This window comes from Streptomyces sp. NPDC001410 (genome assembly GCF_042895235.1).
Taxonomy (GTDB): Bacteria; Actinomycetota; Actinomycetes; order Streptomycetales; family Streptomycetaceae; genus Streptomyces.
The window spans coordinates 456,049-482,892 of sequence record NZ_JBIAWE010000002.1 but is presented as its reverse complement, the minus strand read 5'-3'; the positions used below and the strand labels follow the sequence as shown (position 1 = coordinate 482,892).

The window sequence follows — 26,844 nt, the reverse complement described above, 5'->3', positions numbered from 1 at the left end:
CTCTCAGGACTCGCAGGGGATGTTGAGCGACAGCAGGGCCGCGCTGTGCTCCGTGACGCGGATCTCGGTCACCGCCGCGTTGCGCAGCCTCGGCAGGACGCGGCGGTACTCCGCCAGCGGGATGTGCAGGAGCGAGCACAGCACCAGTCGGAGCAGGGTGTTGTGGGCGACGACGAGGACCCGCTCGTCGGGGTGCGCGGCGGCGATCCGGTGCAGGGCGGCCGTGCCCCGGGCCGCGGCGGCGCGGGGATCCTCGGCGCCGGGGAAGGGGTGCGCCCCCGGGTCGGCGCGGAAGGCCTGCGCCGCCTGCGGGTTCTCGGCCTCGAACTCGGCGAGCGTACGGCCCTCCACCACCCCGAAGTCGCATTCCCGCAGGTCGACTTCGCGGTGCGGGGTGAGACCGAGGGCACGACAGGCCGGCTCGGCGGTGGCGATCGCCCGGGACAGGGGTGAGGTCCAGATCGCGTCGACGGGGTGGGCGGCGGCCCAGCGGCCCAGCGCCTCGGCCTGGGCGCGCCCGCTATCGGTCAGGGCCACGTCGCTCACCCCGGCGTACCGGTTCTCGGCGTGCCAGACGGTCTGGCCGTGGCGGGCGAGGAGGAGGGTCGTAGTCATGAGCCCGGAGTATCCCGGGCCAGCCGCTCCCGCGCATGCGCGGCGACCTCCTTCGGCAGCCACCCCCGAAACTCCAGCTCACCCACCAGCCTGGCGTAGGGCTCGGTGAAGCGGGCCGAATGGTGCGGGCGCGGGTCGACGGTCGTGCCGGGGCGGGACATGTGCTCGGCCGCGTCCGCGAGCGTGGGTGCGGCGCCGGTGCCGTAGGCGGCCAGTGCGGCCATGCCCAGGGCGGGTTCCGGCTGTTCCGGGATCTTGGCCGGGCGGCCCAGGACGTCGGCGCGGAGTTGGGTCCAGTAGGGGCTGCGGGCCGCGCCGCCGGTGAAGGTGAGGGGGCCGTGCAGGGGGGCGCCGAGGTGGTGGAGGTAGTCCAGGCAGAGGCGTTCCGTGAAGGCGACGCCCTGAAGGAGGGCCGCCCACAGGTCGGCGTCCGACTCCGGGACGCCGAGGAGGAGGGCGGTGGCGTGCGGGGCGCGGAAGGGGAAGCGTTCGCCCGGGGAGACGAGGGGGTAGGCGACCGCGTTCGAGGGCTCGAAGGCGGCGGCCTCGGTGTCCAGAGCGGCCGGGTCGGCGCCCGGGAAGCGGGCCGTGAGGACACCGGCGCCGACGCTGGAGGCGCCGCCGGGCAGCCAAGTGCCGTCGGGCGCACGGTGGTTGTAGACCACGCCGGTCGGGTCGTGGACCGGGTCCGCGGCGGCTCCCTTCAGGACCAGGGTCGTCCCGAGCACCGAGTTCCAGGCGCCCTCCCGCAGCGCGCCGGAGGCGATCTGTGCCGCGCAGCCGTCCGTCATGCCCGCGATGACCGGGGTGCCGGCCGGGATGCCGGTGGCCTCGGCGGCGGCCGGGCAGACCTCGCCGAGCCGGGTGCCGGGGCGTACGACGTCCGGGAGGGTCCCCGCGGGCAGGCCGGTGAGGTCCGGCCAGCGGTCGCGCTCCACGTCGTAGGCCGTCTTCAGGGCGTGGCTGGAGTCGGCGGGGACGGGCCGGCCGACGAGACGCGCGGTGACCAGGTCGGGCTGGTGCGCCACCCGGCCGGGGCCGTACCGGTCGGCCAGCCAGCGCACCTTCGGCAGCGCCCAGGTGTCCTGCACCGCGAGCCCCGCCGACCGCAGCCGGCCCGCCTCGGCCGCCGCCCGCCCGTCGTCGTACATGAGCGCAGGGCTCACCGGGCGACCGGTGTCGTCCGTGAGCAGTACGGTCCCGGAGGTCCCGCACACCGCGACCCCGCCGAGGCTCACCCGCGCCCCGTCGAGCGCACGCCCGCAGGCCGCGCACACCGCCTCCCACCACTCCCCCGGGTCCTGCTCGTGCCGCACCCCGTCCCGCCGCCCGCGCCGCAGCGGCGCCGCACCGCTGCCGAGGACGCCGCCGTCGGCCGTCACGAGCAGGGCGCGCACCCCTTGCGTCCCGAGGTCGATCCCGAGCCACGCCAACCCCATCCGGACCTCCCGCAGATAGCGAACGGCACTGTGAACTTCCCACGCTCCTCCGAGATTTCCCCCTGATTTCCCCGTGCACAAGGGATTGACGGCCTTCCTTTGCCGTTACACCCTCTGTTATCGAGTCGACTCAACTTGTTAACCACCCGGTGAACCGCCCTCCGTGGCGGCGGCGCACAGCGCCGTCGCCTCCGGCTCCTTGGGGCGCGCAGCGCCCACATGGCCTGCTTTACGGAGTCAGAGGGGGCGAACATGCGTGCCCCTGTTCACTGGTTGGCGTGGCATTGACGGGACAGGGTGCAGGTGTTCGCGCTTCGTACGTACGGTCTGACAGTGAAGGCCGGGTGATCCGAGCGGGGCAGGGCCGAGTGTCAGGGCGGAGGTGACGGCGTGGAGGCGGCACCGGGATCCGACGGGGTGGGGCATGCCCGGTACACGTATCGGCTGAGGGTTTCGTCAATGGCCCGAGCGGGGTTGCTGGCGGAGTGGGACCGGTGCCGGTGGATGTGGAACGAGTGCGTGGCGCGTGCCAAGAAAGCTCATGCGGAGGGGGAGGAGTGCGGTCCGGCGCGGCTGGACCGGATGCTGACCGGGGCCCGCGCGATCACGCCGTGGCTGGCTGAGGGTGCCAGCGTGCCGCAGCAGCAGCTCATCCGTGACTTCGGCAAGCCCCGTACGAAGGCGCTGAAGGACATCAGGGACCGGCTGCCCGTGAGGCAGCGAGCGGGGATGCCGGGCTACAAGAAGAAGCGTGAGGCTGATCCGAGCCTGAACTACACACGGCGAGGCTTCCGGCCCAAAGACGGGCGGCTGAATCTGGCGGGCGGGATCGTGCTGAGGGTGGTGTGGTCCCGTGAGCTGCCCGCCGAGCCCTCGTCGGTGCGGGTGTACCGGGACAGCGTCGGCGACTGGTACGCCTCGTTCGTCATCCCCGCCCGGGTCGAGCCGCTGCCGCAGAGCGGCCAGGTGCTCGGCGTGGACTGGGGTGTCAAGGAGATCGCGACCACCACCTCCGATGCCCACGACCTTCCCCACCCCGAGCACGGCAAGAGATCCAAGGGGAAGCTGTCCCGGTACGACCGGATGATGGCCCGCCGCAAGCCGAAGAAGGGCCAGGCTGCGTCGAAGGGCTACCGGGAGGCGAAGAAGTGGCGGGCGAAGACGTACCAGAAGATCGCCCGCCAGCGGCAGGACGCTGCCCGCAAGTGGGCCAAGAAGGTCGTGCGGGACCATGACGCGATCGCGGTGGAGGACTTCCGGCCGAAGTTTCTCGCGAGGACGTCGATGGCGCGCAAGGCGGCGGACGCCGCGATCGGCGCGACGAAGAAGGCCCTGATCGAGATGGGCCGCAAGCACGGGCGGGACGTGCGGCTGGTGCACCCCGCGCACACCACCATGGACTGCGGGCGCTGCGGAGCGAGAACCAAGCACGCACTCCCACTGCCGGAACGCACCTACACCTGCACCGCGTGCGGAACGGTGTCCCCCAGGGACAAGAATTCCGCCCGTGTGATGCTCGTCCGGGCTGGTCTGAACCCAGCTGGTGTCGAGGGCGTAAGACCTCCTGGAGCGCCGCTCCAAGAGGCCGCCTGAGCCAGGAATCCCCTCCCTCCAGGGAGAGGAGCAGTCAAGGATGAACAGGCACGTGACCCCCAAGGGACGGTGGTTCGGCCGCGGACGACGTCAACGGGAGAAGAGCACGTGATGAGCAGCAGTGGTGCACGGCACGGATCGGGACCCGCGGCCCGGCAGGCCGCCATGGCCGAACGCGTGCTGGCCGAGGGCTCGGCCTCCGCGGCCGAACTGGCCGAGCGGTTCGGGGTGAGCCTGATGACCATCCACCGGGACCTGGACGAACTCGAACGGCAGGGCATCGTACGGAAGTTCCGGGGCGGGGTGACCGCGCAGCCGTCCGGGGTGTTCGAGTCGAACGTGCAGTACCGGCTGAAGACCATGCGCTCGCAGAAGGCCGCGCTCGCCGAGCGGGCGCTGAAGTCCATCGAGCCCGGCATGGCGATCCTCCTCGACGACTCCACCTCCACCCTGGAGATAGCCCGCCGGCTGCGGCTCGGCGAGATCACCCCGCTCACGGTCGTCACCAACTTCCTGGAGGCGATCAACCTGCTCGCGGGCCGGCGGGGCATCCATCTGATGGCGCTCGGCGGCGACTACGACCAGCTGCACTCGTCCTTCCTCGGGGTGTCCTGCGTGGAGGCGGTCGAGCAGCTGCGGGTGGACGTGGGCTTCGTGTCGACGTCGGGCGTGCACGGCGGCTACGCCTACCACCAGGAGCAGCACATCGTCTCCGTGAAGCGGGCGATGCTCGACGCGGCCGCGCGCAACGTGCTGCTGGTCGACCACACCAAGCTGGGCCGGGTCGCCCTGCACCGGGTCGCCCCGCTCTCCCGCTTCGACCGGCTGCTGGTGGACGACGGGGCGTCGCCGGACGCGCTGCGCGATCTGGACGAGCACAAGGTGCGTTACGAGGTGTGCGCCACGGATCCGAGGGAGGGCGATGACCGCGCTGGAGTTACGTGAGCTGCGCAAGACGTACCGGTCGCGGGGCCGCCCGGCGGTGGAGGCGGTCCGCGGCCTGGACCTGGGTCTGAAGTCCGGTGAACTGCTCGGGCTGCTGGGCCCGTCGGGCTGCGGCAAGTCCACCACGCTGCGGATGATCGCGGGCCTGGAGGCGGTGACCGGCGGGGACATCCTGGTCGGGGGCGCCTCGGTGGTCGGCCGTCCGGCCCAGGAGCAGAACATCGGGGTCGCCTTCGAGAACTACGCGCTGTATCCGCCGCTGACGGTCGCGGAGAACCTGGCGTTCGGGCTGAAGGCCCGCCGCAGGAGCCTTCGGGGGGATGTGCGGCACAAGGTCGCCGAGATCGCCGAGCGGGTCGGCCTCACCGACGTCCTCGACGCCCGCCCGGCCGGACTGTCCAGCGGGCAGAAGCTGGGGGTCCCCCCAGGCCCTTCGAGGCACTGGGGGAGCGTCTCCCTGGCCCGCGCGCTGATCCGGGAACCGGACGTCCTGCTCCTGGACGAGCCGCTGTCCCATCTGGACGCGGCCCAGCGCGACACCACCCGCCGGGAGCTCAAGCGCATCCAGCGCGACCTGGGGCACACCACGATCCTGGTCACGCACGACCAGGAGGAGGCGCTGTCCCTCGCCGACCGGATCGCCGTCATGCGGGACGGTGCGATCCAGCAGCTCGGCACGCCCTACGAGATCTACGACAGCCCCGCCTCCGCCTTCGTGGCGGACTTCGTCGGCGAGCCCGCGATCAATCTGCTGCCCGGCACCGCCACCGCCGACGGCCACGCGCGCCTGTCCGCCGGGGTGCGGCTCGCGCTGCCGGTGCCGGTGGCCGAGGGCCGGGCCGTGGTGGTCGGCATCCGCCCCGAGGACCTCAGCCTCACCGGCGCCGCTGACGGCATCCCCGCCCGGGTCGTGGCCCACGAACCCCTTTTGGAGTCGGGCATCGCCACGCTCGCCCTCGACGGGGTGGAGCGGCACCTGGTGGTGCTCACCGGGCCCGAGGTCCGCCTCGGGCACGACGAGCGGGTCCGGGTGGCGGCCGGACTCACCCATGTCTTCGACGCCGAGACGGGAGACACCCTGCGATGACCTCCAGTGTGCGTGTGGTGGCCGCCGGCGACCACTTCGTCCTGCCGTCCCTCATCACGGCCGCGCTCGGGAAGGAAGCCGCCTGTGACGTACGGGAGTTGACGCTCGGCTGGCCCCTGCAGCCCTTCGGTCCCGTCGCCGAGGTGAGCGAGGCCAGTGACGCCGAGGACGAACTGATCGGCGCCCTCGCCGACGCGCAGGTCCTGGTCACCCAGATGGGCCCGGTCACCGAACGCGTCCTCGGCGCCTGCCCGAAGCTGCGGCTGGTCGTGGTCTGCCGGGGCGGGCCGGTCAACGTCAACCTGGCGGCGGCCGAGCGGCACGACGTCCGGGTGTGCTTCGCGCCCGGGCGCAACGCCGCCGCCACGGCCGAGTTCACCGTCGGCCTGCTCCTCGCCGCCCTGCGCCGCATCCCGCAGGCCCATGAACTCCTCGCCCGCGAGGGGAGTTGGGCCGGATCGGCGTACTACACCTACGCGCACAGCGGTCTGGAGCTGGAGGACCTGCCGGTCGGACTCGTCGGCTACGGCGCGGTGGGCAGCCGGGTGGCGCGGGTGCTGTGCGCCTTCGGGGCGCGGGTGATGGTGTACGACCCCTATGTGCGCGGGGAAGTGCACGGGCTGCGGGTGTCCTCGCTGGACGACCTGCTGCGCCGCTCCGCCGTCGTCATCCTGCATGCCCGGCTCACCGCCGAGACCCGCGGTCTGATCGGCGCCCGCGAGCTGGCTCTGCTGCCGCCCGGGGCGGTGGTGGTGAACGCGGCCCGGGGGCCGCTGCTGGACGAGGACGCGCTGTGCGACGCGCTGGAGGGCGGGCGGCTCGCGGCGGCGGCCCTGGACACCTACGCCCGCGAACCGCTTCCGCCGGACTCCCGGCTGCCCGCTCTCGCCGACCGTGTCGTCCTCACCCCGCACCTGGGCGGGGCCAGCCGGGCGGTCGCGGAGAAGGCGGCCCGGATCGCCGCCGCCGAGGTGGGCCGCTGGGTGCGCGGGGAGCCGCTCGCGCACTGTCTGACCTGAAGGGGGAGCGACATGTTCGTCGGGATCGATGTGGGCACGTCCATGGTGAAGGCCGCCGCGTTCGACGGCCGAGGGCGCGAACTGGGCGTCGAGGCACGGCCGGTGGGGCTCGACCTGCGCGGCGGGGCCGTGGAGCAGGACATGGAGGAGGTGTACGGGGCGGTCGTCGCCGTACTGGAGGCGCTGACCGCGCGGGTGCCGGAGCCGGTGGAGCTGGCCGGGCTGACCGGGCAGGGCGACGGGGTGTGGCTGGTGGACGGGGCGGGCCGGCCGGTGCGGCCGGCGGCCTCCTGGATGGACGGCCGGGCCCATGAACTGGTCGACCAGTGGCTGGCGGACGGCACCTTCGAGACCGTGTTCCGGCGCACCGGTGGCGCGATGTTCCCGGGCTGCCCGGGCCCGCTGCTGGCGTGGCTCGACCGGTACGAGCCGAAGGCCCTGGACGCGGCCGCCGCGGCCGTCTACTGCAAGGACATGGTCTTCCAGCGGCTGACCGGCGCGGCACGGGCGGTGACGGACGTGTCGGACGCGTCGATGCCGTTCCTGGACCCGCGCACCCGGTCCTACGACAACCGGGTCGTGGAGGTGCTCGGTCTGACCCACCGCCGGGGCCTGCTCGCGCCGGTCGGCGATCCGGTGGCGACGGGCGCGGCGCGCGGCGCGGGGCTGCCGCCCGGCACCCGGCTGGCGAACGGCCCGTACGACCTGCCGGCCTGTGCGCTCGGCGCGGGCGTCACCGTGCCCGGTGACGGCCTGCTGATCGTCGGCACCTGCCTGGCCGCGCTGGTCGCCACCACGGACCTGGACCTCGGCGGCGAACCGGCCGGCCTGTACATCTCCACCGACCGGTCCGGTCACTGGCTGCGCGCGATGCCCGCGATGGTCGGCACGGCGGCCCTGGACTGGGTGCTGAACACGACGGGCGTGCGGCACGAGGAGGTCGACGCCCTGCTGGCCGCCACCCCGCCGGGCGCCCACGGGGTGCGGGTGCTGCCGTACTTCGCGCCCTCCGGCGAGCGCGCCCCCTTCGTGGAGCCCCGGCTGCGGGCCGAACTCACGGGTGTCTCCCTGGAGTCGACGCCCGCCGACCTGATCCGCGCCACCTGCGAGGGGATCGGCTACGCGGCCCGGCACTGCCTGGCGGCGGCGGGCCTGACCGGGACGCTGGCGGTGTGCGGCGGCGGCACCCGCAGCCCCGCCTGGATGCGGCTCCTGGCGGACGTGCTGGGCCGCCCGCTGCGGGTGGTCGAGGGTGAGGTGGGCGCGCGGGGCGCGGTGCTGGCGGCGGCCGAGCGGTTCGGCACGGCCCTGGACGCGGCGGCCTGGACCGAGCCGACCCGGGTCGTCGAGCCGGACGCGGACCGGGCCGCGTACTACGCGAAGGGGTACGAGGAGCACCTCGGGCGCCTGGCGGAGGCACGGGAACGGGCCCGGCGCTGACCGGGCCCGTTCGGTAGAACTCGCACTATTCAGGACTTACAAAGGCTTACAGGTTCAGGGCTTACAGGTTGCTGAAGTCCGGGCCCTTGGTGCGGGTCCGCTTGATCTCGTAGAAGCCGGGGACGGAGGCCACGGCGAGGGTGCCGTCCCACAGGCGGGCCGCCTCCTCGCCCTTGGGGGCGGGGGTGACGACCGGACCGAAGAAGGCGATCTGCTCACCGTCGGGGCCCGGGACCGCGATGACCGGGGTGCCGACGTCCTGGCCGACCTTCTCGATGCCCTCCTGGTGGGAGGCGCGCAGCTCGGCGTCGAACTCGAAGTCCTTCTGCTCGGCGTACTCGATCAGCTCGGCGGGCAGGCCGACGTCCGCGAGCGCAGCGGCGATGGCTTCCAGCGTCGCGCCCTCGCCGTTGTTGTGGAAGCGGGTGCCGAGCGCGGTGTAGAGCGGGCCGAGGATGTCCGCGCCGTGCTTCTGCCAGGCCGCGGTGACCACGCGCACCGGCTGCCACGCCTTGACGGCGAGCATCTCCCGGTACTCCTCGGGCAGCTCGTCCAGCTTGTTCTCGTTGAGGACGGCGAGACTCATGATGTGCCAGCGGACCTCGATCTCGCGGACCTTCTCCACCTCCAGCACCCAGCGGGAGGTCATCCAGGCCCAGGGGCACAGCGGGTCGAACCAGAAGTCCACGGGGGTCTTGCCGCTCGTGGTCACGGTCTCGGACATGCTTCTCCTCAGCGAAACGGTCTTTTGAAAGGTCAACATTCCCTTCGCCATCCCCATTCCCTGGTGTCCCGTGTCAGGAGTGCGTGGCAGGATCGGTCCTGATCCATCCCCATCCAAGCGATCACGAGGGAGTGCCGCCCGTGCCCGGTGAGAATCTGACCCGCGACGAGGCCCGGGAGCGGGCCGCCCTGTTGTCCGTCGACGGGTACGAGGTGGCGCTGGACCTGCGTTCCGCCGTGGGCGACGGGAACGGCGAGCCGCGCACGTTCCGCTCGGTGACCACGATCAGGTTCCGCTGCAACGAGCCGGGCGCGTCCACGTTCGCCGACCTGGTCGCCCCGAGCGTGACGTCGGTCACGCTGAACGGGAAGGACCTGGACCCGGGCGAGGTCTTCGACGGCACCCGGATCGCGCTGGAGGACCTGGCCGCCGAGAACGAGCTGACGGTCGACGCGCAGTGCGCCTACTCCCGCACCGGCGAGGGCATGCACCGCTTCGTGGACCCCGAGGACGGCGAGGTCTACCTCTACACCCAGTACGAGCCGGCCGACGCCCGCCGTGTCTTCACGAACTTCGAGCAGCCGGACCTGAAGGCGCCGTACCGCTTCGAGGTGCAGGCACCCGAGGGCTGGACGGTGTGGAGCAACGGCGCCGGTGAACTCACCGACGGTGTCTGGCGGTTCGCGGAGACGAAGCCGATCTCGACGTACATCACCTGCGTGGTGGCGGGTCCGTACCACTATGTGACGGACTCCTACGAGCGGATCTTCGAGGACGGGACGAAGCTGGAGATCCCGCTCGGCGCGATGTGCCGCAAGGGTCTCGCCCCGCACTTCGACGCCGACGACGTCCTCCTGGTCACCAAGCAGGGCCTGGACTTCTTCCACGAGCACTTCGACTACCCGTACCCGTTCGGGAAGTACGACCAGGCGTTCGTGCCCGAGTACAACCTGGGCGCGATGGAGAACCCGGGGATGGTGACCTTCCGCGAGGAGTACATCTTCCGCGGGAAGGTGACGCAGGCCTCCTACGAGGCGCGGGCCAACGTCATCCTGCACGAGATGGCGCACATGTGGTTCGGCGACCTGGTCACCATGGTGTGGTGGGACGACCTGTGGCTGAAGGAGTCCTTCGCGGACTTCATGGGCACGTTCGCGAACGTCGGCGCGACCCGCTTCACCGACGCCTGGATCACCTTCGCCAACCGCCGCAAGGCCTGGGCCTACCGCGCCGACCAGCTGCCCTCCACGCACCCGATCACCGCGGACATCCGCGATCTGCAGGACGCCAAGCTCAACTTCGACGGCATCACCTACGCCAAGGGCGCCTCGGTGCTCAAGCAGCTGGTGGCGTACGTCGGCCAGGACGCGTTCCTGGAGGGCGCGCGCCGCTACTTCAAGCGGAACGCGTACGGCAACACGCGCCTGGGCGACCTGCTGTCGGTACTGGCGGAGACCAGCGGCCGGGACATGTCCGCGTGGGCCCGCTCCTGGCTGCAGACGGCCGGGGTGAACTCGCTGACCCCGCAGGTGCTGCTGGACGCCGAGGGCCGGGTGGCCGAGCTGGCGGTGGTGCAGGTGGCGCCGGAGTCGCACCCCGAGGAGCGCCCGCACCGGGTCGCGGTGGGCCTGTACCGCCGTACGCCCGAGGGCGCCCTGGAGCGGTACGCGCGCGTGGAGACGGACGTCGAGGGTCCGCGCACGGTCGTGGCGGAGCTGGCGGGCGCCGAGGCCCCGGAGCTGGTGCTGGTCAACGACGACGACCTGACCTACTGCAAGATCCGCTTCGACGAGACCTCGCTGGCCACCCTGCGCGAGCACCTGGGCGCGCTCACCGACCCGCTGGCGCGCGCCCTGTGCTGGTCGGCGCTGTGGAACCTGACCCGGGACGCCCTGCTGCCGGCGCGGGACTTCGTGGACCTGGTGCTGCGGTTCGCGGGCCGGGAGTCCGACATCGGCGTGCTGCAGATGCTGCACGCGTGGGCGGAATCGGCGCTGGTGCACTACGCGGCCCCCGAGTGGCGGGCGACCGGCGAGGAGCTGCTCGCCGAGGGCGCGCTGCGCGAGCTGCAGGCGGCCGAGCCCGGCAGTGAGCACCAGCTGGCCTGGGCGCGGTTCTTCGCGACGGTCGCCGCCGGCGAGACGGACCTGGCACTGCTGAAGGGCCTGCTCGACGGCACGGAGACGGTCGAGGGCCTGGACGTGGACCAGGAGCTGCGCTGGGCGTTCCTGGATGCGCTGGCGGCCCAGGGAGTGGCCGACGAGTCCGCCCTCGCGGCCGAACTGGCCCGTGACGACACGGCGTCCGGCAAGCGTCACCAGGTCCGCTGTCTGGCCGCGCGGCCGTCGGCGGCGGTCAAGGCCCAGGCCTGGGCGCAGGTCGTGGAGTCCGACGCCCTGTCGAACGCGCTGGTGGAGGCGACGATCGCGGGCTTCGACCGGCCCTCGCAGCGAGAGCTGACGGCGCCGTACGCCGAGAAGTACTTCGCGGCGATCGAGCGGGTGTGGCAGGAGCGGTCGATCCAGATCGGCATGGACGTCGTACGGGGCCTGTTCCCCGGCTTCCAGGACCGGCAGGAGACGCTGGACGCGACGGACGCGTGGCTTGCGGCCCACGCGGACGCGGCGCCCGCGCTGCGCCGGCTGGTGCTGGAGGCGCGGGACGACCTGGCGCGGTCGCTGCGCGCACAGGCGTGCGACACGGCGGCCGCCGGAGCCTGATCATTGGCCTGAGCTTTCCCGGTCGGTGACCGTTACGGAATTCAGGCAATAGCAGCCGTAACCCCTGGTCCGCACCCGATTGGACCAGGGGTTTTCCGTGCCTACTCGGCACCCGAACACGCGTCCTTTAGTGCCGTCTTGTCCGCATTTATCGACGGCCGTGTAACAGCGGTTAAAGGAGGGACAGAGCGCGGGAATCCCGACGCCATGACGCACAACACCCCGCTCTCCCCCCGCCCCCTCCGTCACCTCTCCGAGGTCCACCGCCGCGTTCTGACGGCGGGTCAGCTCCGCTCGCACGGCGTCTCCACGGCCGAACTGAACGAACAGTGCCGCACCGGCGGCCCCTGGCAGCAGCTGCTGCCCGGCGTGGTCCTGCTCCACCCCGGCCCGGCGACCAGCGAGGAGCGCCTGCACGGGGCCCTGCTGTACGCGGCGCGGGAGTGGGCCCCGGGCGTCCCGGCCCAGCCCGCGGCCGACGAGCCGCACCGCCCGGTGCACGCGGACGCCGTCATCACGGGCCTCGCGGCCCTCACCCTGCACGGGTTCTCCTCCACCCCGCCGCTCCTCTCCCTGGACCGCATCGACGTCCTGATCCCGCGCCTGCGCCGGCTGCGCTCCAGCGGGTACGTCCGCGTCCTGCGCACCCCCTCCCTGCCCACCCCCCGCACAGTGACGGGCCTGCCGGTGGCACCGGTGCCGCGCGCACTGGCGGACGCGGTGGCCGAGCTGACGGACGCGGGCGCGGTACGCCGGCTGCTGACCGAGGCGGTACGCGCCCGCCACTGCGAACCGGCAGCAGTCGTACGGGAGTTGACCCAGGCCAAGCTGCTGAACCGGCCGCATGTGGTGGACGCGGTGGACGCGCTGCTGGCCGAGGGCCGGGCGATCGCGGAGAACCGCCTCTACCGGATGGTCGCCGAGTACGGCCTGCCCGACCCGGTCTGGAACGTGGACCTGCGCCTGCCCGGCGGCCCCCACCTGGGCGGCGTGGACGCGTACTGGCCCGAGCAGGCGGTCGCGGTGGAACTGGACACCCGCGCCCCTCGCCAGGACGACGACGCCCTCTGGTCGGAATACGCGCGCAAGCGCGAGCACTTGGAACGCCTGGGGATCACGGTCGTCTACATCACCCCCAGGAAGCTCCGGGCGTCCCTGGAGCAACAGGCGGCGGTCGTCCGCACGGCCCTGATGGCCTCCGGCGACCGCGACCCGGCCGCCTATGTCGTGGTGCTCCCGCGGTAGTGACGGACCGGGCACGCACCAGGAGGGGAGAAGAGGGGCCACCGGGGCGACGCCGGTGGCCCCTCCTCATGTCCAACTCCGGTCGGCCGAACGCACGTTACTGTGTCGGGATGAGTGATGAAGCCGTCGTACTGCGTCCCGCTCGCGAGGACGACCTGAACGTACTGGAACGGTTCCTGCTGGAGCCGGAGACCGCCGGACCGTTCCAGTGGTACGGCTGGTCGGACCCCGGGCGGTTCCGGCGCCGCTTCGCCGAGAACGGGCTGCTGGGCGAGGACGGCGGCCTGTTGGTGGTGGCGGACGCCGCCGATCCGCTCGGGTTCGTCGCCTGGCGCAAGCGCGTCGTCGCGCCCTCCACCCACTGCTGGAACATCGGCGCCCAGCTGCTGCCCGAGGCCTGCGGGCGCGGGATCGGCACCCGGGCCCAGCTACAGCTCGTCCGCCACCTCTTCGCCCACACCCCCGTGATGCGGATCGAGGCGGACACCGAGGCCGAGAACGTCGCCGAGCAGCGGGCCCTGGAGAAGGCCGGCTTCACTCGCGAGGGCGTACTGCGCGGCATCGTCTTCCGGGACGGGAAGTGGCGGGACGGCGTCGCCTACAGCGTGCTGCGCGGCGACCAGCTGCCCGCCCACGTGTGAGGCGTACACCTCGTCGAGCAGCGCGGCGTACGCGGCGATCATGCGGGTGCGGCTGAAGCGCTCACGGCTGCGTTCCAGGGCGGGAGCCAGCTCGGCGCGGCCCGCGATCGCGGCCGACCAGGCGAGGGCGATCGCGCCGGGGTCGGGCGGGGTGACGAAGCCGTGGCCGGTGACGATCGCCGCACTGTCACCGACGTCCGTCGTCACCGGGACCGCGCCGCACATCATGCCCTCGATCAGGCACAGCGGCGCCGCCTCCCCGGAGACGGAGGTCAGGGCGACGACGTCGGAGCCCGCGTAGACGGCCTCCATGTCGTGCCGCACGCCGAGCAGGTGCACCCGGCCCGCGAGGCCCGGCTCCCCGGCGAAGGCGGCCGCCAGGTCCGCCCGCAGGGCGGGGTTGGCGGCCGTCATCCCGGCCCCGCACATCACCACGTGGCCGCCGCCCTCGCGGGCCAGCCAGGTCCGGGCGGCCCGGAGGAAGAGGGGGACGTTCTTCATGTGCGCGTACCGGGCCGCGAAGACCACCACCGGGGCGCCGGCCGGGATGCCCAGGGACGTGCGGAACGCCAGCCGGGCCGCCGCGTCCGGGCGGAACCGGAGCAGGTCGACGCCGTTGGGGATCACATGCAGCAGCTCGGCCGGGATGCCGGCGGCCTCGTAGGCGGCCCGCGTCGACTCGGCGCAGCACACGCACGCCGCCACGGTGCCGTCGGCGATCGCCGCCTTCAGCTCGTCCAGGGCGGGGCCCTGGTTCTCGGGGTCGGAGCGGTGCAGGCCGACCACGACCGGGCGGCGGGGCAGCCCGGCCTGGTTCAGGAGGGCGAGCGGCTGCTCCTTGAGGGAGAGGATCACATCCGCCCCGGCCATGGCCCGAGCGGTTTCGGCCAGCTCCGGTCCGCTGAAAACAGACGCCGCAACCGAGCCGTCCACCAGTCCCGCGGTGCGGCCCAGCGACGTGACGGCGACCTCGCCGGCCGTCAGCGCGCGGTAGCAGTGGTCGTCCTCCATGCGCTGCCTGGTGGCCTCGCGGTGGACCTCACCATGGATGCTGAGCACCCGGTGGGACTGGCCGCCCTCGGCCAGTCCCAGTACGACGTCACTGTGCACGATCCTGGCTCCTCCGGAGAAGAAGCCCTCGTAGACCGACAGCACACGCAGTCCGTGCCTCGTACGCACACGACCACCCGCCTTGCATAAATGATCGAGAAGATCGAGCCATCCCCGTCCACAGCGGGTTAGCCGATATAAGGCGGTACGGACATTGCGTACGGGTTAACACAGAACTACGCGAATGAAACGTTGACTAACAGAACTCCCCTTCCGCCACCGCGATCATGTCCCCGGTCCAGTCCCCGTTGAAATTGGCCGCCAGGGAGTGGCGGCCGTCGGCGGTCGTCACCGCCGCGGAGGCGGAGCCGTGGATGCCGCCGTCGTGGCCCCAGACGTGGACGCCGCAGCTCAGCGTGTAGTCCGCCAGGCCGAGGCCGTACCCGGTGTCCTGCACCGTGGTCTTCATCTCCTTCAGCTGCCGGGGCGGGAGCAGCCTGCCCCGCAGGAGGGCGCTGTAGAAGCGGTCCAGGTCGGCGGAGTTCGAGATCATCTCGCCGGCCGAGGAGGCGATGGCGGGGTTGAGCTTCGTGACGTCGTACGACGGGCCCGTCGTCTCGGTGAACTTCGAGTAGGCGCGACTGCTGGGCCGCGGGACGGTGACCCGCGTGCCGGGAAGGGAGGTGGCCGTCAGGTGCAGCGGGGCGATGATGCGGCGGGTGATCTCGTCGGCGTACGAGTGGCCCGTCACCTTCTCGATCACCATGCCGGCCAGGACGTAGTTCGTGTTGGAGTACCGCCAGGACGTGCCCGGCGCGAAGTCCGGCTCGTGCCTCATCGCGATCGCAACGAGGTCACGCGGGGTGATCGTGTCGTAGCGGTGCGCGTAGAAGCCGTCCTTGGTGAAGTAGGTGCGGCCGAAGTCCTCGTCGGAGGTGTAGTTGTAGATGCCGCTGGTGTGGTTGAGGAGCTCGCGGACGGTGATGCGGCCCCCGTCGTGGCCGTGGCCGTGCACCACCCCGGGCAGCCACTTCTCCACCGTGTCGTCGAGTGACAGCCGGCCCTCCGCCTCCAGCTGGAGCAGGACGGTGGAGACGAACGTCTTGGTGATGCTGCCGACGCGGTAGCGGTCGGCCGTCGAGCGCGGCGCGCCCGTGCGGGTGTCGCCGACGCCGGCCGTCGTGGACCAGGTGCCGTGGCTGTCCTTCGCGGTGGCGGTCACGCCGGGCACACCGGCCTGGACGGCCGCCTCGATGGCCTTGCGGGTGGCGGAGTGGCCGCCCGTGGCGGGCCCGGCCGCGAAGGCCGGGCCCGCCAGGGCCAGCGACAGGACCAGGGCGGTGGCGCCCACCAGGGTCGTACGTGCACGCATGTCTTCCCCCAACTGTGCCGTTCGGTTCGGTCGGGGGAAGGGACCTGGTGGTGGTGTGCGAAGGTTGCCCGCCTGTAGGCAGGTTGAGTGAATATCAGCCCTTCTTCAGCACCAGCTCGGTGTTCCGGTCGGCCGCGGTGCCCGCGAGGGTCGTCTTGGCGCCGGGGGCGTTGAAGGCCAGCTCGCGGTAGAGGGCGGCGAGACCGGTCTGGGAGAGGTCGGCGAAGTCGGTGCGGTGCGGAGCCGCGGACTCGATCAGGGTGGTGAACAGGGAGATCGTGCCGTCCTTGTTGTCCACCAGCTCGATGATCCGGGCGAGGTGCGGGTAGTCGACGTGCGAGGCGGTGGAGATCTCCCAGAAGGAGCGGCCGCCGGACGCCTGGTGCGGGGTGATGACGTTCTTGTGGATGTGGCCGTTCACCCAGGCCAGCACGTTGGCGTGGGCGGACAGCACCGAGACCACCTCGGCACCGTTGTGGCGGCGCTCCCCCGGGTGGGCCGGGTCGGGGCGGGTGTTGGTCATCGTCTTGCTGGTGTGGTGGCTGAAGACGACGGCGTAGGAGTCCTTGTTGTCCGTCAGGGTCTTCTTCAGCCAGTTCAGCTGGGCGGTGCCGATGGAGCCCTCGTAGTGGCCGCCGGCGTCGGTGGTGTCGAGGCTGATGCCGATGACGTCCTCGGAGATGCGGAAGGCGTAGTACTGGGTGCCCGCGTCCAGGTTCGCCGAGGAGTAGCCGTGGCCGACCGGGCCGAGGCCCTGGTGGGCGGGGTCCAGGTGAGCCTTCAGATAGTCCGCGGAGGTGTACGGCGCCCGCTTCTCGTCCGGGGTGACCGAGCGCATCGAGCGGGCGTGGGCCTTGAGGAAGTCGCGGTAGCCGACACCCTTGGGGTCGGTGGCCTGCTTGATGGCGTCCTGGAGCTTCTTGGCCTCGGCGGCGGTGACGTTCATCAGCTTCTTGCCGCCGATGGCCGCCTCGGCGAGGTAGGGGTCGCCGTGGGAGCCGTAGCAGCCGAGCGGAAGGGCGTCGTGGTTGCCGACGGTGGAGTACCACGGCAGGTTGAGGCCGGGGCTGCGCACCTCGCGGATCGCGGCGGCCAGGAAGCCCTTCAGGTACGGGAAGCCGAGCGCCTTGTCGCCGTCGCGGGTGGTGGAGTCGGGCTGCCAGTACAGCTTGAGGCCGCTGTTCTGCACGCCTTCGAAGTGCCGCGGGTCACCGGAGTTGGGCGTGATACGGCCGCCACTCATCACCTTCATGTACCACTCCAGTTCGGAGTGGGCGTTGTTGTCGGTGTTGTCGCCGGTGGTCATGACGAAGTGGAGCGGCGAGCCGGTGACGGGCGCGCCGCGCAGCGCGTTGACCCGCTCGACGAGCGAGATGGCGCCCTGCACGGTCAGCGCCTCCTGCGGGCGCCAGGCGTGCGGGTCGGTGGAGCGCAGGTACTCCAGACGCAGCGGGTGCTGGACGTCCTGCAGGTGCAGGTCGGTGAACTGCACGAACGCGGCGAGGGGCGTACGGCGGGACGCGCGGCCGGACTTGGGGGCCGCCAGCTCGCTGCGCACGACCCGCTTCCAGCCCGCGCCGTCGCCGAGGCGCCGGTAGCCGGAGCTGGTGCGGGGTGCGGCGACGGAGGAGAGGGTGGTGCCCTTGGTGTAGGGCGCGAGTGCGGTCGCCGCGGCGGCCTGCCGGGAGTGGGCGACGGGCGCCTCCGCGGTTCTGGCGGCGGCCTGGCTGTCGGTGGGGCGAAGGGCGTAGCCGACGCCCGCGGAGAGTGAGACCGCTCCGGCGGCGGCAAGGACGGTACGGCGGTGGACCCCCAGTGCGGAGGTGGCGACAGAGCGTATGCGCGACATGGCGCGATCTCCCCGAGTGCGAACGCGTCGGCAGTGGTCGCGGGCGATCGCTCTCGCGAACATCCCGCTCGCTCTGGATGCTTGGCACCGGGGATGACCTGTGCGTGAACACGACAGCAACGCACAGCGCCGATCACCGTACGTGGATCTCGGGCCACCTTCCGCGTCCACAACCGCTCCTCGGACGGCCGGGAGGCGGTCACTCCGTGTTCATCTTCCGGGGTAGTGAAGCTATTCCACCCGCCCCGCGGCAGGGCGCTCGCGCCACAGCCGCAGCGCCGTGTCGATGAGCGGCACCCGGTTCAGGCCGGGTACGGCATCCAGGTCCTGCCAGCCGGCGAAGTCGGTGGAGCCGCCGACCTCGTTGCGGAGTTCACCGCCGACGATCTCGCCCGAGTAGACGATCCGCACGCCGTGGTGGTCCGTACGGCGGCCGAAGCGGCGGGAGCCGGTGAGCCGGAGGGAGTCCACGCCGAGGAGGCCGGTCACCTCGATGCGGTAGCCGGTCTCCTCGGTCACCTCGCGGCGAACGGTGTCGTACGGGTCCTCGCCGTGCTCCATGCCGCCGCCCGGCAGCACCCACTCGGGGGTCCCGTCGAGGCCCGACGAGCGGGCGAGCAGGATCTGTCCGTCGCGCACGCACACGGCGTAGGCCGCCACCCTCAGCTTCCGTCGCATGGACGGACGTTAGCGGGTGGGCTCCGGGTTGGCGGGCGAATATTCGGGCGCGGACCAGCGAAGGGGCAGGGCGGCGGGGGTCTCGATCGCCTCGGCGACGGTGAAGCGGACCGTTCGCTCGCCGTCGGCCGTGAACTCGGTGTGCGCCTCGCCGGTGAGTTGCAGCACCGTGCCGGTCGTCCAGTCCAGGAAGAGCAGCCCGGCGCGCGGGTCGGTGCGCAGGTTGCCGAGGGTGAGGAACATGGCGTTGCCGGAGTAGTCGGGCCAGCTCAGTTCGTGCGGTGAACGGACCTGGACGAAGCCGGGGTTGCCGCCGCGGTGGCTGACGTCGGCTCCGCCGGGGTGCACGGTGGCCAGGAAGAAGGTGTCGGCCGCGTGTATGAACTCCGCTGCCTGGTGGGTGAGTTCGGTCAGTGGGTGGGGGGTGCCTGGTGTGCGGTCGGTGAGGGTCTCGTAGGACTCCCTGCGTTGGATGTACTTGGGGCAGTTGGAGAAGACCTGGTCTGCGGTGACGGCAAAGCCGCGGTCTGTCGGCCTCAGCCGACCATTGAGGCGCATGCGGCGGCGGGTACGGGGATCCAGGGCGATGGTGCCTATGTGAGTGCCGGTGGTTTTGAGGGCCGTGGTGAGCGGATCTCCGTCGTGCGAGTGCGGGTCGCATGTGGTTGCTCGCGCAGTTCCCCGCGCCCCTTTGGGTTGGCTGCCCTGGCCGGTGTTCGTGATGACCGACATCTGTCTCGGGCCCGTGGCCCGTACGAAGCCCGGTGCGCCCGTCAGGGCGGACGCCCATACCCGGCCCGTCTCCGGAGCCGCCGCGCCCACGATCAGCAGGGGCTGGAGTTCCAGGAAGGCCGCCGCGACCGGCTTGATGTCCTGGCCGAGGGAGCGGCCCACGTGTTCGGCTCGGTCGCGTACGCCCATGAGCTCCTGCACGGCGAGCGAGCCCTCGTGATAGGTGCCCATCGCTAGAAGAAACCGCAGGTCGGAGCAGATGCGTTCGGGGCCGGGGCGGTCTCGGCGCCCAGCGGCGCGGCGATCTCCAGGCGGGTGCCGTCCGGGTCGTGGAAGAAGATCCCGCCGGAGGCCGCGCCCTCCCGGTGGGCCACCACGCCCTCGTGGGCGAACTCCACCCCGGCGCCGCGCAGCGCCGTCTCGTACTCCCGGACCCGGTCCATCGAGTCGGCCGTGAAGGCCAGGTGGTGCAGTCCGGCCCGGCCGCCGTCGTACCCCTGACGCGCCTGCTGCCAGAGGGTGAGGACGGGGCCTTCACCGCCGTCGCCCAGGAACGCGTAGCGCCGGTCGTCCTCCTTGCCCTCGGCGAGCAGGGTGAAGCCCAGGACGTCCCGGTAGAAGGCGAGCGAGCGGTCGAGGTCGGTGACATTCAGGCCGGTGTGGCCGGTGTGCAGAGTCATGGCTCCCCCATCGGGTTTGTAACCGTTGACATAAGAGTAGAGGGTTAGAGGCGGAGGCGCAACCAGTCACGTACCCTTGAGCGGTTAGCCGAGAAGGAGTGCCCGATGTCCGCCGCCCGCGATCCCCGCCCGCTCACCGGTGAGCCCCTCGCCCTCGACCTGATCAACACCCGCTGGAACCGGGAGGGCGTCACCCAGGACCTGCTCGCCGACACCGAGGGGCTCGCGGTGTGGCTCGCGAGCAACGGGCTCGACGGCGCCCACGCGGCCGACGAGGACGTGCTGGACCATGTGCGCCAGGCGCGGGAGGCGCTGAAGGCCGCGGTGGACGGGTCACTGGCCGAGGGGGCGCCGCTCGTCGACGCCGTCCTCGCGCACGGGCGCATCCGGGCCCGGCTGACCGAGCGGGGGGCGGCCGAGGAGCCCGAGTTCGCCGATCCGGCCTGGGGTCCGGCCTGGCTGGCCGCCCGGAACTACCTGGAGCTGCTGGCGCAGGCCCCGGACCGGATCCGTGCCTGTGCCCATGAGACGTGCATCCTGCACTTCTTCGACACGTCCAGGAACGGCACCCGCCGCTGGTGTTCGATGGCCGCGTGCGGCAACCGGGCGAAGGCGTCCCGTCATTACGCCCGCTCCAAGGAGAACTGAGCGAATCCCGAACCAGACGGGTCCAATCCGCTCAAACCCCATCGCGGGTTTTCCCCATACATGCATATCGATTCGGTCAACGGGTCCCAAATTCTTGGCCCTTGGGTAAAGCTGTGCCCTCGTCCGGCACTGGATTCTTTACCTACAAGGGATGCCGATGACCCACACCCCCGAGCGCGATCCGATACCCGGCCACAGACGCCTGACCCGCATAGGCCTGGCCGTGGGCGTGGTGGCCGCTCTCTGTGCGACCGGGCCGATACCCCTGGCCCTCGCCGCGGACACACCGCCCGCCACGGCCGCCGACCCCGGCGTCAAGTCCGCCCAGGACAAGCTCGGTTCGGACGACGCGGAACTGCTCGCCGAGGCCAAGGCGGACGGCGACAAGACCGTCACGATGATGGTCGCGACCGCGCCCGGGAAGACCGAGCAGGTCGCCGAGGAGCTGGACGCGGTCAAGGGCGGCTCGGTGGGCCGCACCTACGACAAGCTCGGCTACGTCCGCGCCACCGTCCCGACCGCCAAGGCGGACTCGGCGATCGCGGCCGCCGCGAAGCTGTCCTCGGTGCACGCCATCGACCTGCGCCAGGAGATCGCGCTCGACGACCCGGCGCCGAACGCGGACACCGCCAAGTCGGCGACGGCCACGACGACTTACCGGGGTCCCGGCAAGGACACGCCCGCCGAGAACCCGTACAACCCGTCCTTCGAGACCGGCGCCGTCGACTTCGTCGACGAGCACCCGAAGGCGGACGGCCGGGGCGTCACCATCGGCATCCTCGACTCCGGCGTCGACCTCGGCCACCCGGCGCTGCAGAAGACCACCACCGGCGAGCGCAAGATCGTCGACTGGGTGACCGCGACCGACCCGATCCTGGACAGCGACGCCACCTGGCGGCCCATGGTCACCTCGGTCTCCGGCCCGAGCTTCAGCTACGGCGGCCAGACCTGGACGGCGCCGGCGGGCTCGTACGGGATCAGCACCTTCAAGGAGTCCGCGACCACCGGCGGCGACGAGAAGGGCGACCTCGACCGGGACGGCGACACCACCGACAGCTGGGGCGTCCTGTACGACGCGGCGGCCGGCACGGTCACGGTCGACCTGAACAACAACCACGACTTCACCGACGACACGCCGATGAAGCCGTACAAGGACGGCTACCAGATCGGCTACTTCGGTGCCGACGACCCGAAGACGGACGTCGTCGAGCGGGTGCCGTTCGTCGTGCAGATCCGCAAGGACGTCCCGATGGACCCCTACGGCGGGTCCTGGGTCGGCAAGAAGGCCGACTTCGTCAACATCGGCGTCATCGAGTCCGAGCACGGCACCCACGTGGCCGGCATCACCTCCGCCAACGGCCTGTTCGGCGGCGAGATGAACGGCGCGGCCCCCGGCGCGAAGATCGTCTCGTCCCGTGCCTGCACCTGGACCGGCGGCTGCACCAACGTCGCCCTCACCGAGGGCATGATCGACCTGGTGACCAACCGGGGCGTCGACATCGTCAACATGTCGATCGGCGGCCTCCCGGCGCTGAACGACGGCAACAACGCGCGCGCCGAGCTGTACACCCGGCTCATCGACACCTACGGCGTCCAGCTCGTCATCTCCGCGGGCAACTCCGGTCCCGGCGCCAACACCATCGGCGACCCGGGCCTCGCGGACAAGGTGATCTCGGTCGGCGCGGCCATCTCGAAGCAGACCTGGGCGGCCAACTACGGCTCGCAGGTGGAGAAGCGGTACGCGATGATGCCGTTCTCCTCGCGCGGCCCGCGTGAGGACGGCGGCTTCACGCCGACCCTGGTCGCGCCCGGTGCCGCGATCAACACCACCCAGACCTGGCTGCCGGGCGCCCCGGTCGCCGAGGCGGGCTACTCGCTGCCGGCCGGCTACTCGATGCTGCAGGGCACCTCGATGGCCTCCCCGCAGGCCACCGGCGCCTCCGCGCTGCTGCTGTCGGCCGCCAAGCAGAAGGGCATCGACCTGACGCCCGCCACGCTGCGCACGGCGCTGACCTCGACCGCCGACCACATCAAGGGTGTGCAGGCGTACGAGGAGGGCGCGGGCCGCATCAACATCGTGGGCGCGTGGGACGCGATCCGCGACGACGCGACCTCGCACGACTACACCGTGAAGGCCCCGGTCGACACCGCGCTCGACCAGGCCCTCAAGATCCCGGGCTACGGCACCGGCCTGTACGACCGCGAGGGCGGCCTGAAGGCCGGCCAGAAGAAGACGTACGACGTCACCATCACCCGTACCTCCGGCCCGGACAAGGCCGTCTGGCACGAGCTGCACTTCGCGAACAACGCCGGTGACACCTTCCGGATCCTCGGCGACGACGTCGTGCGACTGCCGCTGAACCAGCCGGTGACCGTCAAGGTCCAGGCGGCGCCGCGGTCGGAGGGCATCAAGAGCGCGATCCTGGAGGTCGACGACCCGCGGACCGAGGGGGTCGACAAGCAGATCCTCACCACCGTCGTGGTCTCCGCCCCGGTGAACTACACGTACTCCGCCTCGGGTTCGGTGCAGCGCAACAGCACGCAGTCGTACTTCCTGAACGTGCCCGCGGGCGCCAAGTCCCTCGAGGTCGCGATGAGCGGGCTGAAGGACAAGAGCCAGACCCGGTTCATCGCGATCCACCCGTACGGCACTCCGGTCGACAACACCGGCACCCCGTACTGCTACAACAACTACCTCGACGGCAACGGCTGCAAGGCCGACGTCCGCTCCTACGCCGACCCGCAGGCCGGTGTCTGGGAGATCGAGGTCGAGTCGCGCCGTACCTCGCCGCTGCTCGACAACCCGTACAAGCTGGACGTCTCCGTCCTCGGCGCGGCCTTCGACCCGGAGACCGTGACCGTGCCCGAGGCCAAGGTCGGCACCCCGGCCACCGCCTCCTGGAAGGTGACCAACAAGTACGCGGCGCTCGACGGCAAGCTGGTCGGCGGCCCGCTGGGCTCCGCCAAGGCGGCCCGTCCGTCGATCAAGGAGGGCGAGACCCAGACCACCACGGTGGACGTCCCGGCCGGCGCCAAGTCCCTGGACGTGGCCATCGGCAATGTCTCCGACGCGGCCGCCGACCTCGACCTGACCGTGTACGACGCGAGCGGCAAGCAGGTCGCGCAGTCCGCGGACGGCGACTCGGAGGAGGCGGTCTCCGTCCCGTCCCCGGCCGCCGGCACGTACACCATCGAGGTCGTGGGCTACGCGGTCCCGTCCGGTGCGACCGACTACGACTACCGGGACGTGTTCTTCGCCTCCACGCTCGGCACCGTCACGGTCGACGACTCGACCCCGGTCAAGCTCGGCACGGGTGACTCGGCCACGGTGACCGGCCAGGTCACGGCCGCCGCCGAGGCTCCCGCGGGCCGCGAGTTCTTCGGCCGGCTGCAGCTGGTGAACGCGCGCGGCACGGTCGCGGGCGTCGGCAGCGTGAAGATCGAGAAGGTCACGCCGTAACGCGGCGGGCCTGAGGTGAGGTGAGGGGCGGGTGTCCGGAGGGACACCCGCCCCTCACGGTTTGTCGGTCGGCGCCTCCTCGGACGGGCACGTGGTGTGCCGGGCCTCGGGCAGCGCCTCGGTGATCCACGCCCGGTCGGCGGCCACCCGGCTGTCCCCGACGGCCCACAGGCTCGCGTTGTCCTGGCCCTGGCCGACCCCGATCAGCACGTGCTGTCCCTTGCGCGGGGCCGGCTTCGCGCCGCCGTCGAGGAGGAAGCTGACCTCGGCCGGTTTGTGCGCGGGCTTGTAGGAACGGCTCACCTTCAGCACGACCAGGGTCCAGGGGTTCTCGGGCTTCGGCTCCACCCTGGCGACGGTGCCCTCCACGACCAGCCGGTAGCAGGCCAGGGCCAGCGCCGGGTCGGATGGCCGGCCGCCGTCGCCGCTGTACTCCGGGGCGTGGGCGTCGCTCTTCGCGTCGGCGCTGCTGCCGCCCATCGAGTCGTTCGCCCCGGAGTTCGTGATCAGCCGGCCGAGCCCGAAGACCATGCCGAAGGCCGCCGCGCCGACGAGGGTGCCGAGCGCGAGGCGCAGGGCCAGACGCGGGCCGGACGGGCGCCCCGGGCGGGCCGGGCGGGCGGGGGCGGCGGGGCGCGTGGTGCTCCGGGGGCGCTTCCCGGACGGCGCGCTGCGGGCCGGGCCCGCCGTGGAACCGGTCTCCTCGGCCGCCGGTGCCGCCGTCCGTTCCTCCCCGGTCAGCGCCTCCGCGAGCCAGGTCAGCTGCTCCTTCAGCACCGCCACGTCGGCCTCGGCCGAGGTGTGTTCGCTCAGGTAGGCGGCGTCCTCGCGGGCCTCCTCCGGCAGCGGTTCGCCCGTGATCGCGGCCATGAGCGCGTCCATGCCGGCGTACTCTCGCGCGCCCTCGTGTTCGGCGGTCACGTCACACCACCTCGTCCTCGTGCAGCCTCTCGCGCAGCGCGCGGACCGCCGTGTGCAGCCTGCTCTTGACCGTGCCCTCGGGAACGCCCAGTTCCTCGGCGATCCCGCGCACCGGCAGGTCGGCGAAGAAGCGCAGGATCACCACCTGCCGCTGGGCGTCGGGCAGTTCGTCCAGGCCCCGGGCGACGGCGAGGGAGAGCAGGCTGGTCTCCTCGCCGGAGGGGTGCACGGGCTCGCGCAGCGACGCCAGCCGCTCCCCGAGCCGCTCCTGGCGCCGCTTGGCCCGGTGCCAGTCCATGGCGAGGTTGGAGGCGACCACCGCCGCCCACGCCGACACGTCCCGCGGCGCCTCGCGCCCGCTCGCGGCCCGCTCCAGCAGCCGCAGCCGGACCTGCTGCACCCCGTCCGGCAGGTCCGCCTGCGGCACGCCACCGAGGGCGAGCACCGCCCGCACCCGGCGTTCCTGGGCCGCGTCCAGGGGATCGTCACCGGCCTGGTCGGCACCGGCATACGCCCCCTGCTCGCGGCGTGCCCCTCCGCGCAGCACAAGCCACCCCCTCCTGCGTTTGCCCCTACGACGCCGGAGGGGACGGAAACGTTCGGCCCCTTGCGCAGAGGCGTACGTCACACCGCGCGTGGCCGGGGGCCGGGCGGGCAGGGGCGGGACAGCACAGCTTCCGGTACGCGGCCCTCCGCAAGGGAATATCTCCAGCTCAGCAGGGGGTACGGCGGACATCGGGAACCGGCGGCCGGGTGATCGTGTCCCACTCCTCGGGCACACATCGCAAAGAATTGGACAGGTGGACCGGGGTCGGCCGCATGATGGAAAAGCCCCGGTCATGCAGAGGCACACAGCAAGAGACACGTAGAGGGAGTCGTCGTGAGGGTCGGAATCGTCGGAGCCACCGGTCAGGTCGGCACGGTCATGCGCAGGATCCTCGTGGAGCGGAACTTCCCGGTCACCGAGCTGCGCCTGTTCGCCTCGGCCCGCTCGGCCGGCACCGTGCTGGACGGCGTGACGGTGGAGGACGCGACGACCGCCGACTACACCGGCCTCGACATCGTCCTCTTCTCCGCGGGCGGCGCGACCTCCAAGGCGCTGGCCGAGAAGGTCGCCTCCCAGGGCGCCGTGGTGATCGACAACTCCTCGGCCTGGCGCAAGGACCCCGAGGTCCCGCTGGTGGTCTCCGAGGTGAACCCGCACGCGATCGCCGACCGCCCCAAGGGCATCATCGCCAACCCGAACTGCACCACGATGGCCGCGATGCCGGTCCTCAAGCCGCTGCACGCGGAGGCCGGCCTGGAGGCGCTGGTCGTCGCGACCTACCAGGCGGTGTCCGGCTCCGGTCTCGCGGGCGTGGCCGAGCTGCACGGGCAGGCGCAGAAGGTGGTCGCCGAGGCCGACAAGCTCACCCATGACGGCGAGGCGGTCGACTACCCCGAGCCGCAGGTCTACAAGCGGCCCATCGCCTTCAACGTGCTCCCGCTGGCGGGCTCGATCGTCGACGACGGTCTGAACGAGACCGACGAGGAGCAGAAGCTGCGCAACGAGTCCCGCAAGATCCTGGAGATCCCGGGTCTGAAGGTCTCCGGCACCTGTGTGCGCGTCCCGGTCTTCTCCGGCCACTCCCTCCAGGTCAACGCCCGCTTCGCCCGCCCGATCTCCCCGGAGCGCGCCACCGAGCTGCTCGCGGGCGCGCCGGGCGTCGTCCTCTCCGACATCCCGACCCCGCTGGAGGCGGCCGGCAAGGACCCGTCGTACGTCGGCCGCATCCGCCGCGACGAGACGGTGGACAACGGCCTGGCCCTGTTCATCTCCAACGACAACCTGCGCAAGGGCGCCGCGCTGAACGCGGTGCAGATCGCGGAGCTGGTGGCGGCCGAGCTGTCCGCGAAGTGACGCGCATGCTCTGAGCAACGCGAATGCTCTGAAACGGGGCGGTCACCTCCGGGTGGCCGCCCTCCTGTGTCTCCTGCCCATAGGGC

General features: G+C 71.8%; 21 protein-coding genes and 1 pseudogene. 11 read left to right on the top strand and 11 right to left on the bottom strand.

Annotation, left to right across the window (positions count from 1 at the left end):
- Positions 1–3: 3 nt before the first annotated feature.
- Together ACFY3C_RS05685 and ACFY3C_RS05680 are read right to left on the bottom strand one after the other, a co-directional pair.
- Positions 4–615: a histidine phosphatase family protein gene (locus ACFY3C_RS05685; protein WP_390769824.1), complete on the bottom strand. Its 612-nt coding sequence runs from the start codon at positions 613–615 to the stop codon at positions 4–6.
- Positions 612–2,054, bottom strand: coding sequence for an FGGY-family carbohydrate kinase (locus ACFY3C_RS05680; RefSeq protein ID WP_390769823.1), 1,443 nt, complete (start codon positions 2,052–2,054; stop codon positions 612–614). The genes ACFY3C_RS05685 and ACFY3C_RS05680 overlap by 4 nt, the downstream gene beginning before the upstream one ends.
- A 459-nt stretch (positions 2,055–2,513) precedes the next feature.
- Here ACFY3C_RS05680 and ACFY3C_RS05675 point away from each other — a divergent pair, with 459 nt between their 5' ends.
- The 5 genes from ACFY3C_RS05675 (at position 2,514) to ACFY3C_RS05655 (ending at position 8,138) form a co-directional block, all read left to right on the top strand.
- Positions 2,514–3,647: an RNA-guided endonuclease InsQ/TnpB family protein gene (locus ACFY3C_RS05675; RefSeq protein ID WP_390769822.1), complete on the top strand. Its 1,134-nt coding sequence runs from the start codon at positions 2,514–2,516 to the stop codon at positions 3,645–3,647.
- A gap of 111 nt (positions 3,648–3,758) precedes the next feature.
- Entirely contained in the window at positions 3,759–4,592 is an 834-nt protein-coding gene (locus ACFY3C_RS05670; protein WP_390769821.1) for a DeoR/GlpR family DNA-binding transcription regulator, read from the top strand.
- On the top strand, positions 4,570–5,679 hold the full coding sequence (locus tag ACFY3C_RS05665; RefSeq protein WP_390769820.1) for an ABC transporter ATP-binding protein: 1,110 nt from the start codon (positions 4,570–4,572) through the stop codon (positions 5,677–5,679). The genes ACFY3C_RS05670 and ACFY3C_RS05665 overlap by 23 nt, the downstream gene beginning before the upstream one ends.
- Complete coding sequence (locus ACFY3C_RS05660) at positions 5,676–6,698, top strand: 2-hydroxyacid dehydrogenase (protein ID WP_390769819.1); 1,023 nt, start codon at positions 5,676–5,678, stop codon at positions 6,696–6,698. Before ACFY3C_RS05665 ends, ACFY3C_RS05660 begins: the two co-directional genes overlap by 4 nt.
- Before the next feature lie 12 nt (positions 6,699–6,710).
- The gene (locus tag ACFY3C_RS05655; protein WP_390769818.1) at positions 6,711–8,138 is read left to right on the top strand and encodes an FGGY family carbohydrate kinase; all 1,428 of its coding nucleotides are present in this window, start codon (positions 6,711–6,713) and stop codon (positions 8,136–8,138) included.
- Positions 8,139–8,199: 61 nt separating this feature from the next.
- On the opposite strand, the gene ACFY3C_RS05650 is transcribed toward ACFY3C_RS05655, so the two are convergent.
- A complete protein-coding gene (locus ACFY3C_RS05650) occupies positions 8,200–8,862 on the bottom strand; it encodes a DsbA family protein (RefSeq protein WP_390769817.1) in 663 nt (220 codons plus the stop codon).
- A gap of 140 nt (positions 8,863–9,002) precedes the next feature.
- On the opposite strand from ACFY3C_RS05650, the gene pepN reads away from it, so the two are divergent.
- The 3 genes and pseudogenes from pepN to ACFY3C_RS05635 all read left to right on the top strand — a co-directional run.
- Positions 9,003–11,582, top strand: a complete 2,580-nt coding sequence (pepN, locus tag ACFY3C_RS05645) for an aminopeptidase N (protein WP_390769816.1) — start codon at positions 9,003–9,005, stop codon at positions 11,580–11,582.
- 207 nt (positions 11,583–11,789) lie between these two features.
- Positions 11,790–12,827, top strand: a complete 1,038-nt coding sequence (locus tag ACFY3C_RS05640) for a hypothetical protein (RefSeq protein WP_386571715.1) — start codon at positions 11,790–11,792, stop codon at positions 12,825–12,827.
- Between the two features lie 68 nt (positions 12,828–12,895).
- Positions 12,896–13,306, top strand: a pseudogene (locus ACFY3C_RS05635) (GNAT family N-acetyltransferase); the annotation flags it as partial.
- On the opposite strand, the gene ACFY3C_RS05630 reads toward ACFY3C_RS05635, so the two are convergent.
- The 6 genes from ACFY3C_RS05630 to ACFY3C_RS05605 form a co-directional block, all read right to left on the bottom strand.
- Positions 13,256–14,623 carry a glycosyltransferase gene (locus ACFY3C_RS05630; RefSeq protein WP_390769936.1) on the bottom strand — a complete coding sequence of 456 codons (1,368 nt, stop codon included), beginning with the start codon at positions 14,621–14,623 and terminating at the stop codon, positions 13,256–13,258. The pseudogene ACFY3C_RS05635 and the gene ACFY3C_RS05630 overlap by 51 nt on opposite strands.
- Before the next feature lie 151 nt (positions 14,624–14,774).
- On the bottom strand, positions 14,775–15,890 hold the full coding sequence (locus ACFY3C_RS05625) for a serine hydrolase domain-containing protein (RefSeq protein WP_390769815.1): 1,116 nt from the start codon (positions 15,888–15,890) through the stop codon (positions 14,775–14,777).
- 94 nt (positions 15,891–15,984) lie between these two features.
- Positions 15,985–17,739: a TIGR03767 family metallophosphoesterase gene (locus ACFY3C_RS05620; RefSeq protein ID WP_390769814.1), complete on the bottom strand. Its 1,755-nt coding sequence runs from the start codon at positions 17,737–17,739 to the stop codon at positions 15,985–15,987.
- A 231-nt stretch (positions 17,740–17,970) separates the two neighbouring features.
- Positions 17,971–18,417, bottom strand: a complete 447-nt coding sequence (locus tag ACFY3C_RS05615) for an NUDIX hydrolase (RefSeq protein ID WP_390769813.1) — start codon at positions 18,415–18,417, stop codon at positions 17,971–17,973.
- 9 nt (positions 18,418–18,426) lie between these two features.
- On the bottom strand, positions 18,427–19,380 hold the full coding sequence (locus ACFY3C_RS05610; protein ID WP_390769812.1) for a pyridoxamine 5'-phosphate oxidase family protein: 954 nt from the start codon (positions 19,378–19,380) through the stop codon (positions 18,427–18,429).
- Positions 19,381–19,382: 2 nt separating this feature from the next.
- Positions 19,383–19,829: a VOC family protein gene (locus ACFY3C_RS05605; RefSeq protein ID WP_390769811.1), complete on the bottom strand. Its 447-nt coding sequence runs from the start codon at positions 19,827–19,829 to the stop codon at positions 19,383–19,385.
- Between the two features lie 105 nt (positions 19,830–19,934).
- Between ACFY3C_RS05605 and ACFY3C_RS05600 the strand changes: the two genes are divergently transcribed.
- Complete coding sequence (locus tag ACFY3C_RS05600; protein ID WP_390769810.1) at positions 19,935–20,477, top strand: CGNR zinc finger domain-containing protein; 543 nt, start codon at positions 19,935–19,937, stop codon at positions 20,475–20,477.
- Positions 20,478–20,634: 157 nt separating this feature from the next.
- Positions 20,635–23,937 carry a S8 family serine peptidase gene (locus ACFY3C_RS05595; RefSeq protein ID WP_390769809.1) on the top strand — a complete coding sequence of 1,101 codons (3,303 nt, stop codon included), beginning with the start codon at positions 20,635–20,637 and terminating at the stop codon, positions 23,935–23,937.
- Between the two features lie 54 nt (positions 23,938–23,991).
- On the opposite strand, the gene ACFY3C_RS05590 is transcribed toward ACFY3C_RS05595, so the two are convergent.
- Together ACFY3C_RS05590 and ACFY3C_RS05585 are read right to left on the bottom strand one after the other, a co-directional pair.
- Positions 23,992–24,858: a hypothetical protein gene (locus ACFY3C_RS05590; protein ID WP_390769808.1), complete on the bottom strand. Its 867-nt coding sequence runs from the start codon at positions 24,856–24,858 to the stop codon at positions 23,992–23,994.
- A gap of 1 nt (position 24,859) precedes the next feature.
- Positions 24,860–25,405 carry an RNA polymerase sigma factor gene (locus ACFY3C_RS05585; protein ID WP_386571701.1) on the bottom strand — a complete coding sequence of 182 codons (546 nt, stop codon included), beginning with the start codon at positions 25,403–25,405 and terminating at the stop codon, positions 24,860–24,862.
- A gap of 333 nt (positions 25,406–25,738) precedes the next feature.
- On the opposite strand from ACFY3C_RS05585, the gene ACFY3C_RS05580 reads away from it, so the two are divergent.
- Complete coding sequence (locus ACFY3C_RS05580) at positions 25,739–26,758, top strand: aspartate-semialdehyde dehydrogenase (RefSeq protein WP_390769807.1); 1,020 nt, start codon at positions 25,739–25,741, stop codon at positions 26,756–26,758.
- The last annotated feature ends 86 nt before the right edge of the window (positions 26,759–26,844 follow it).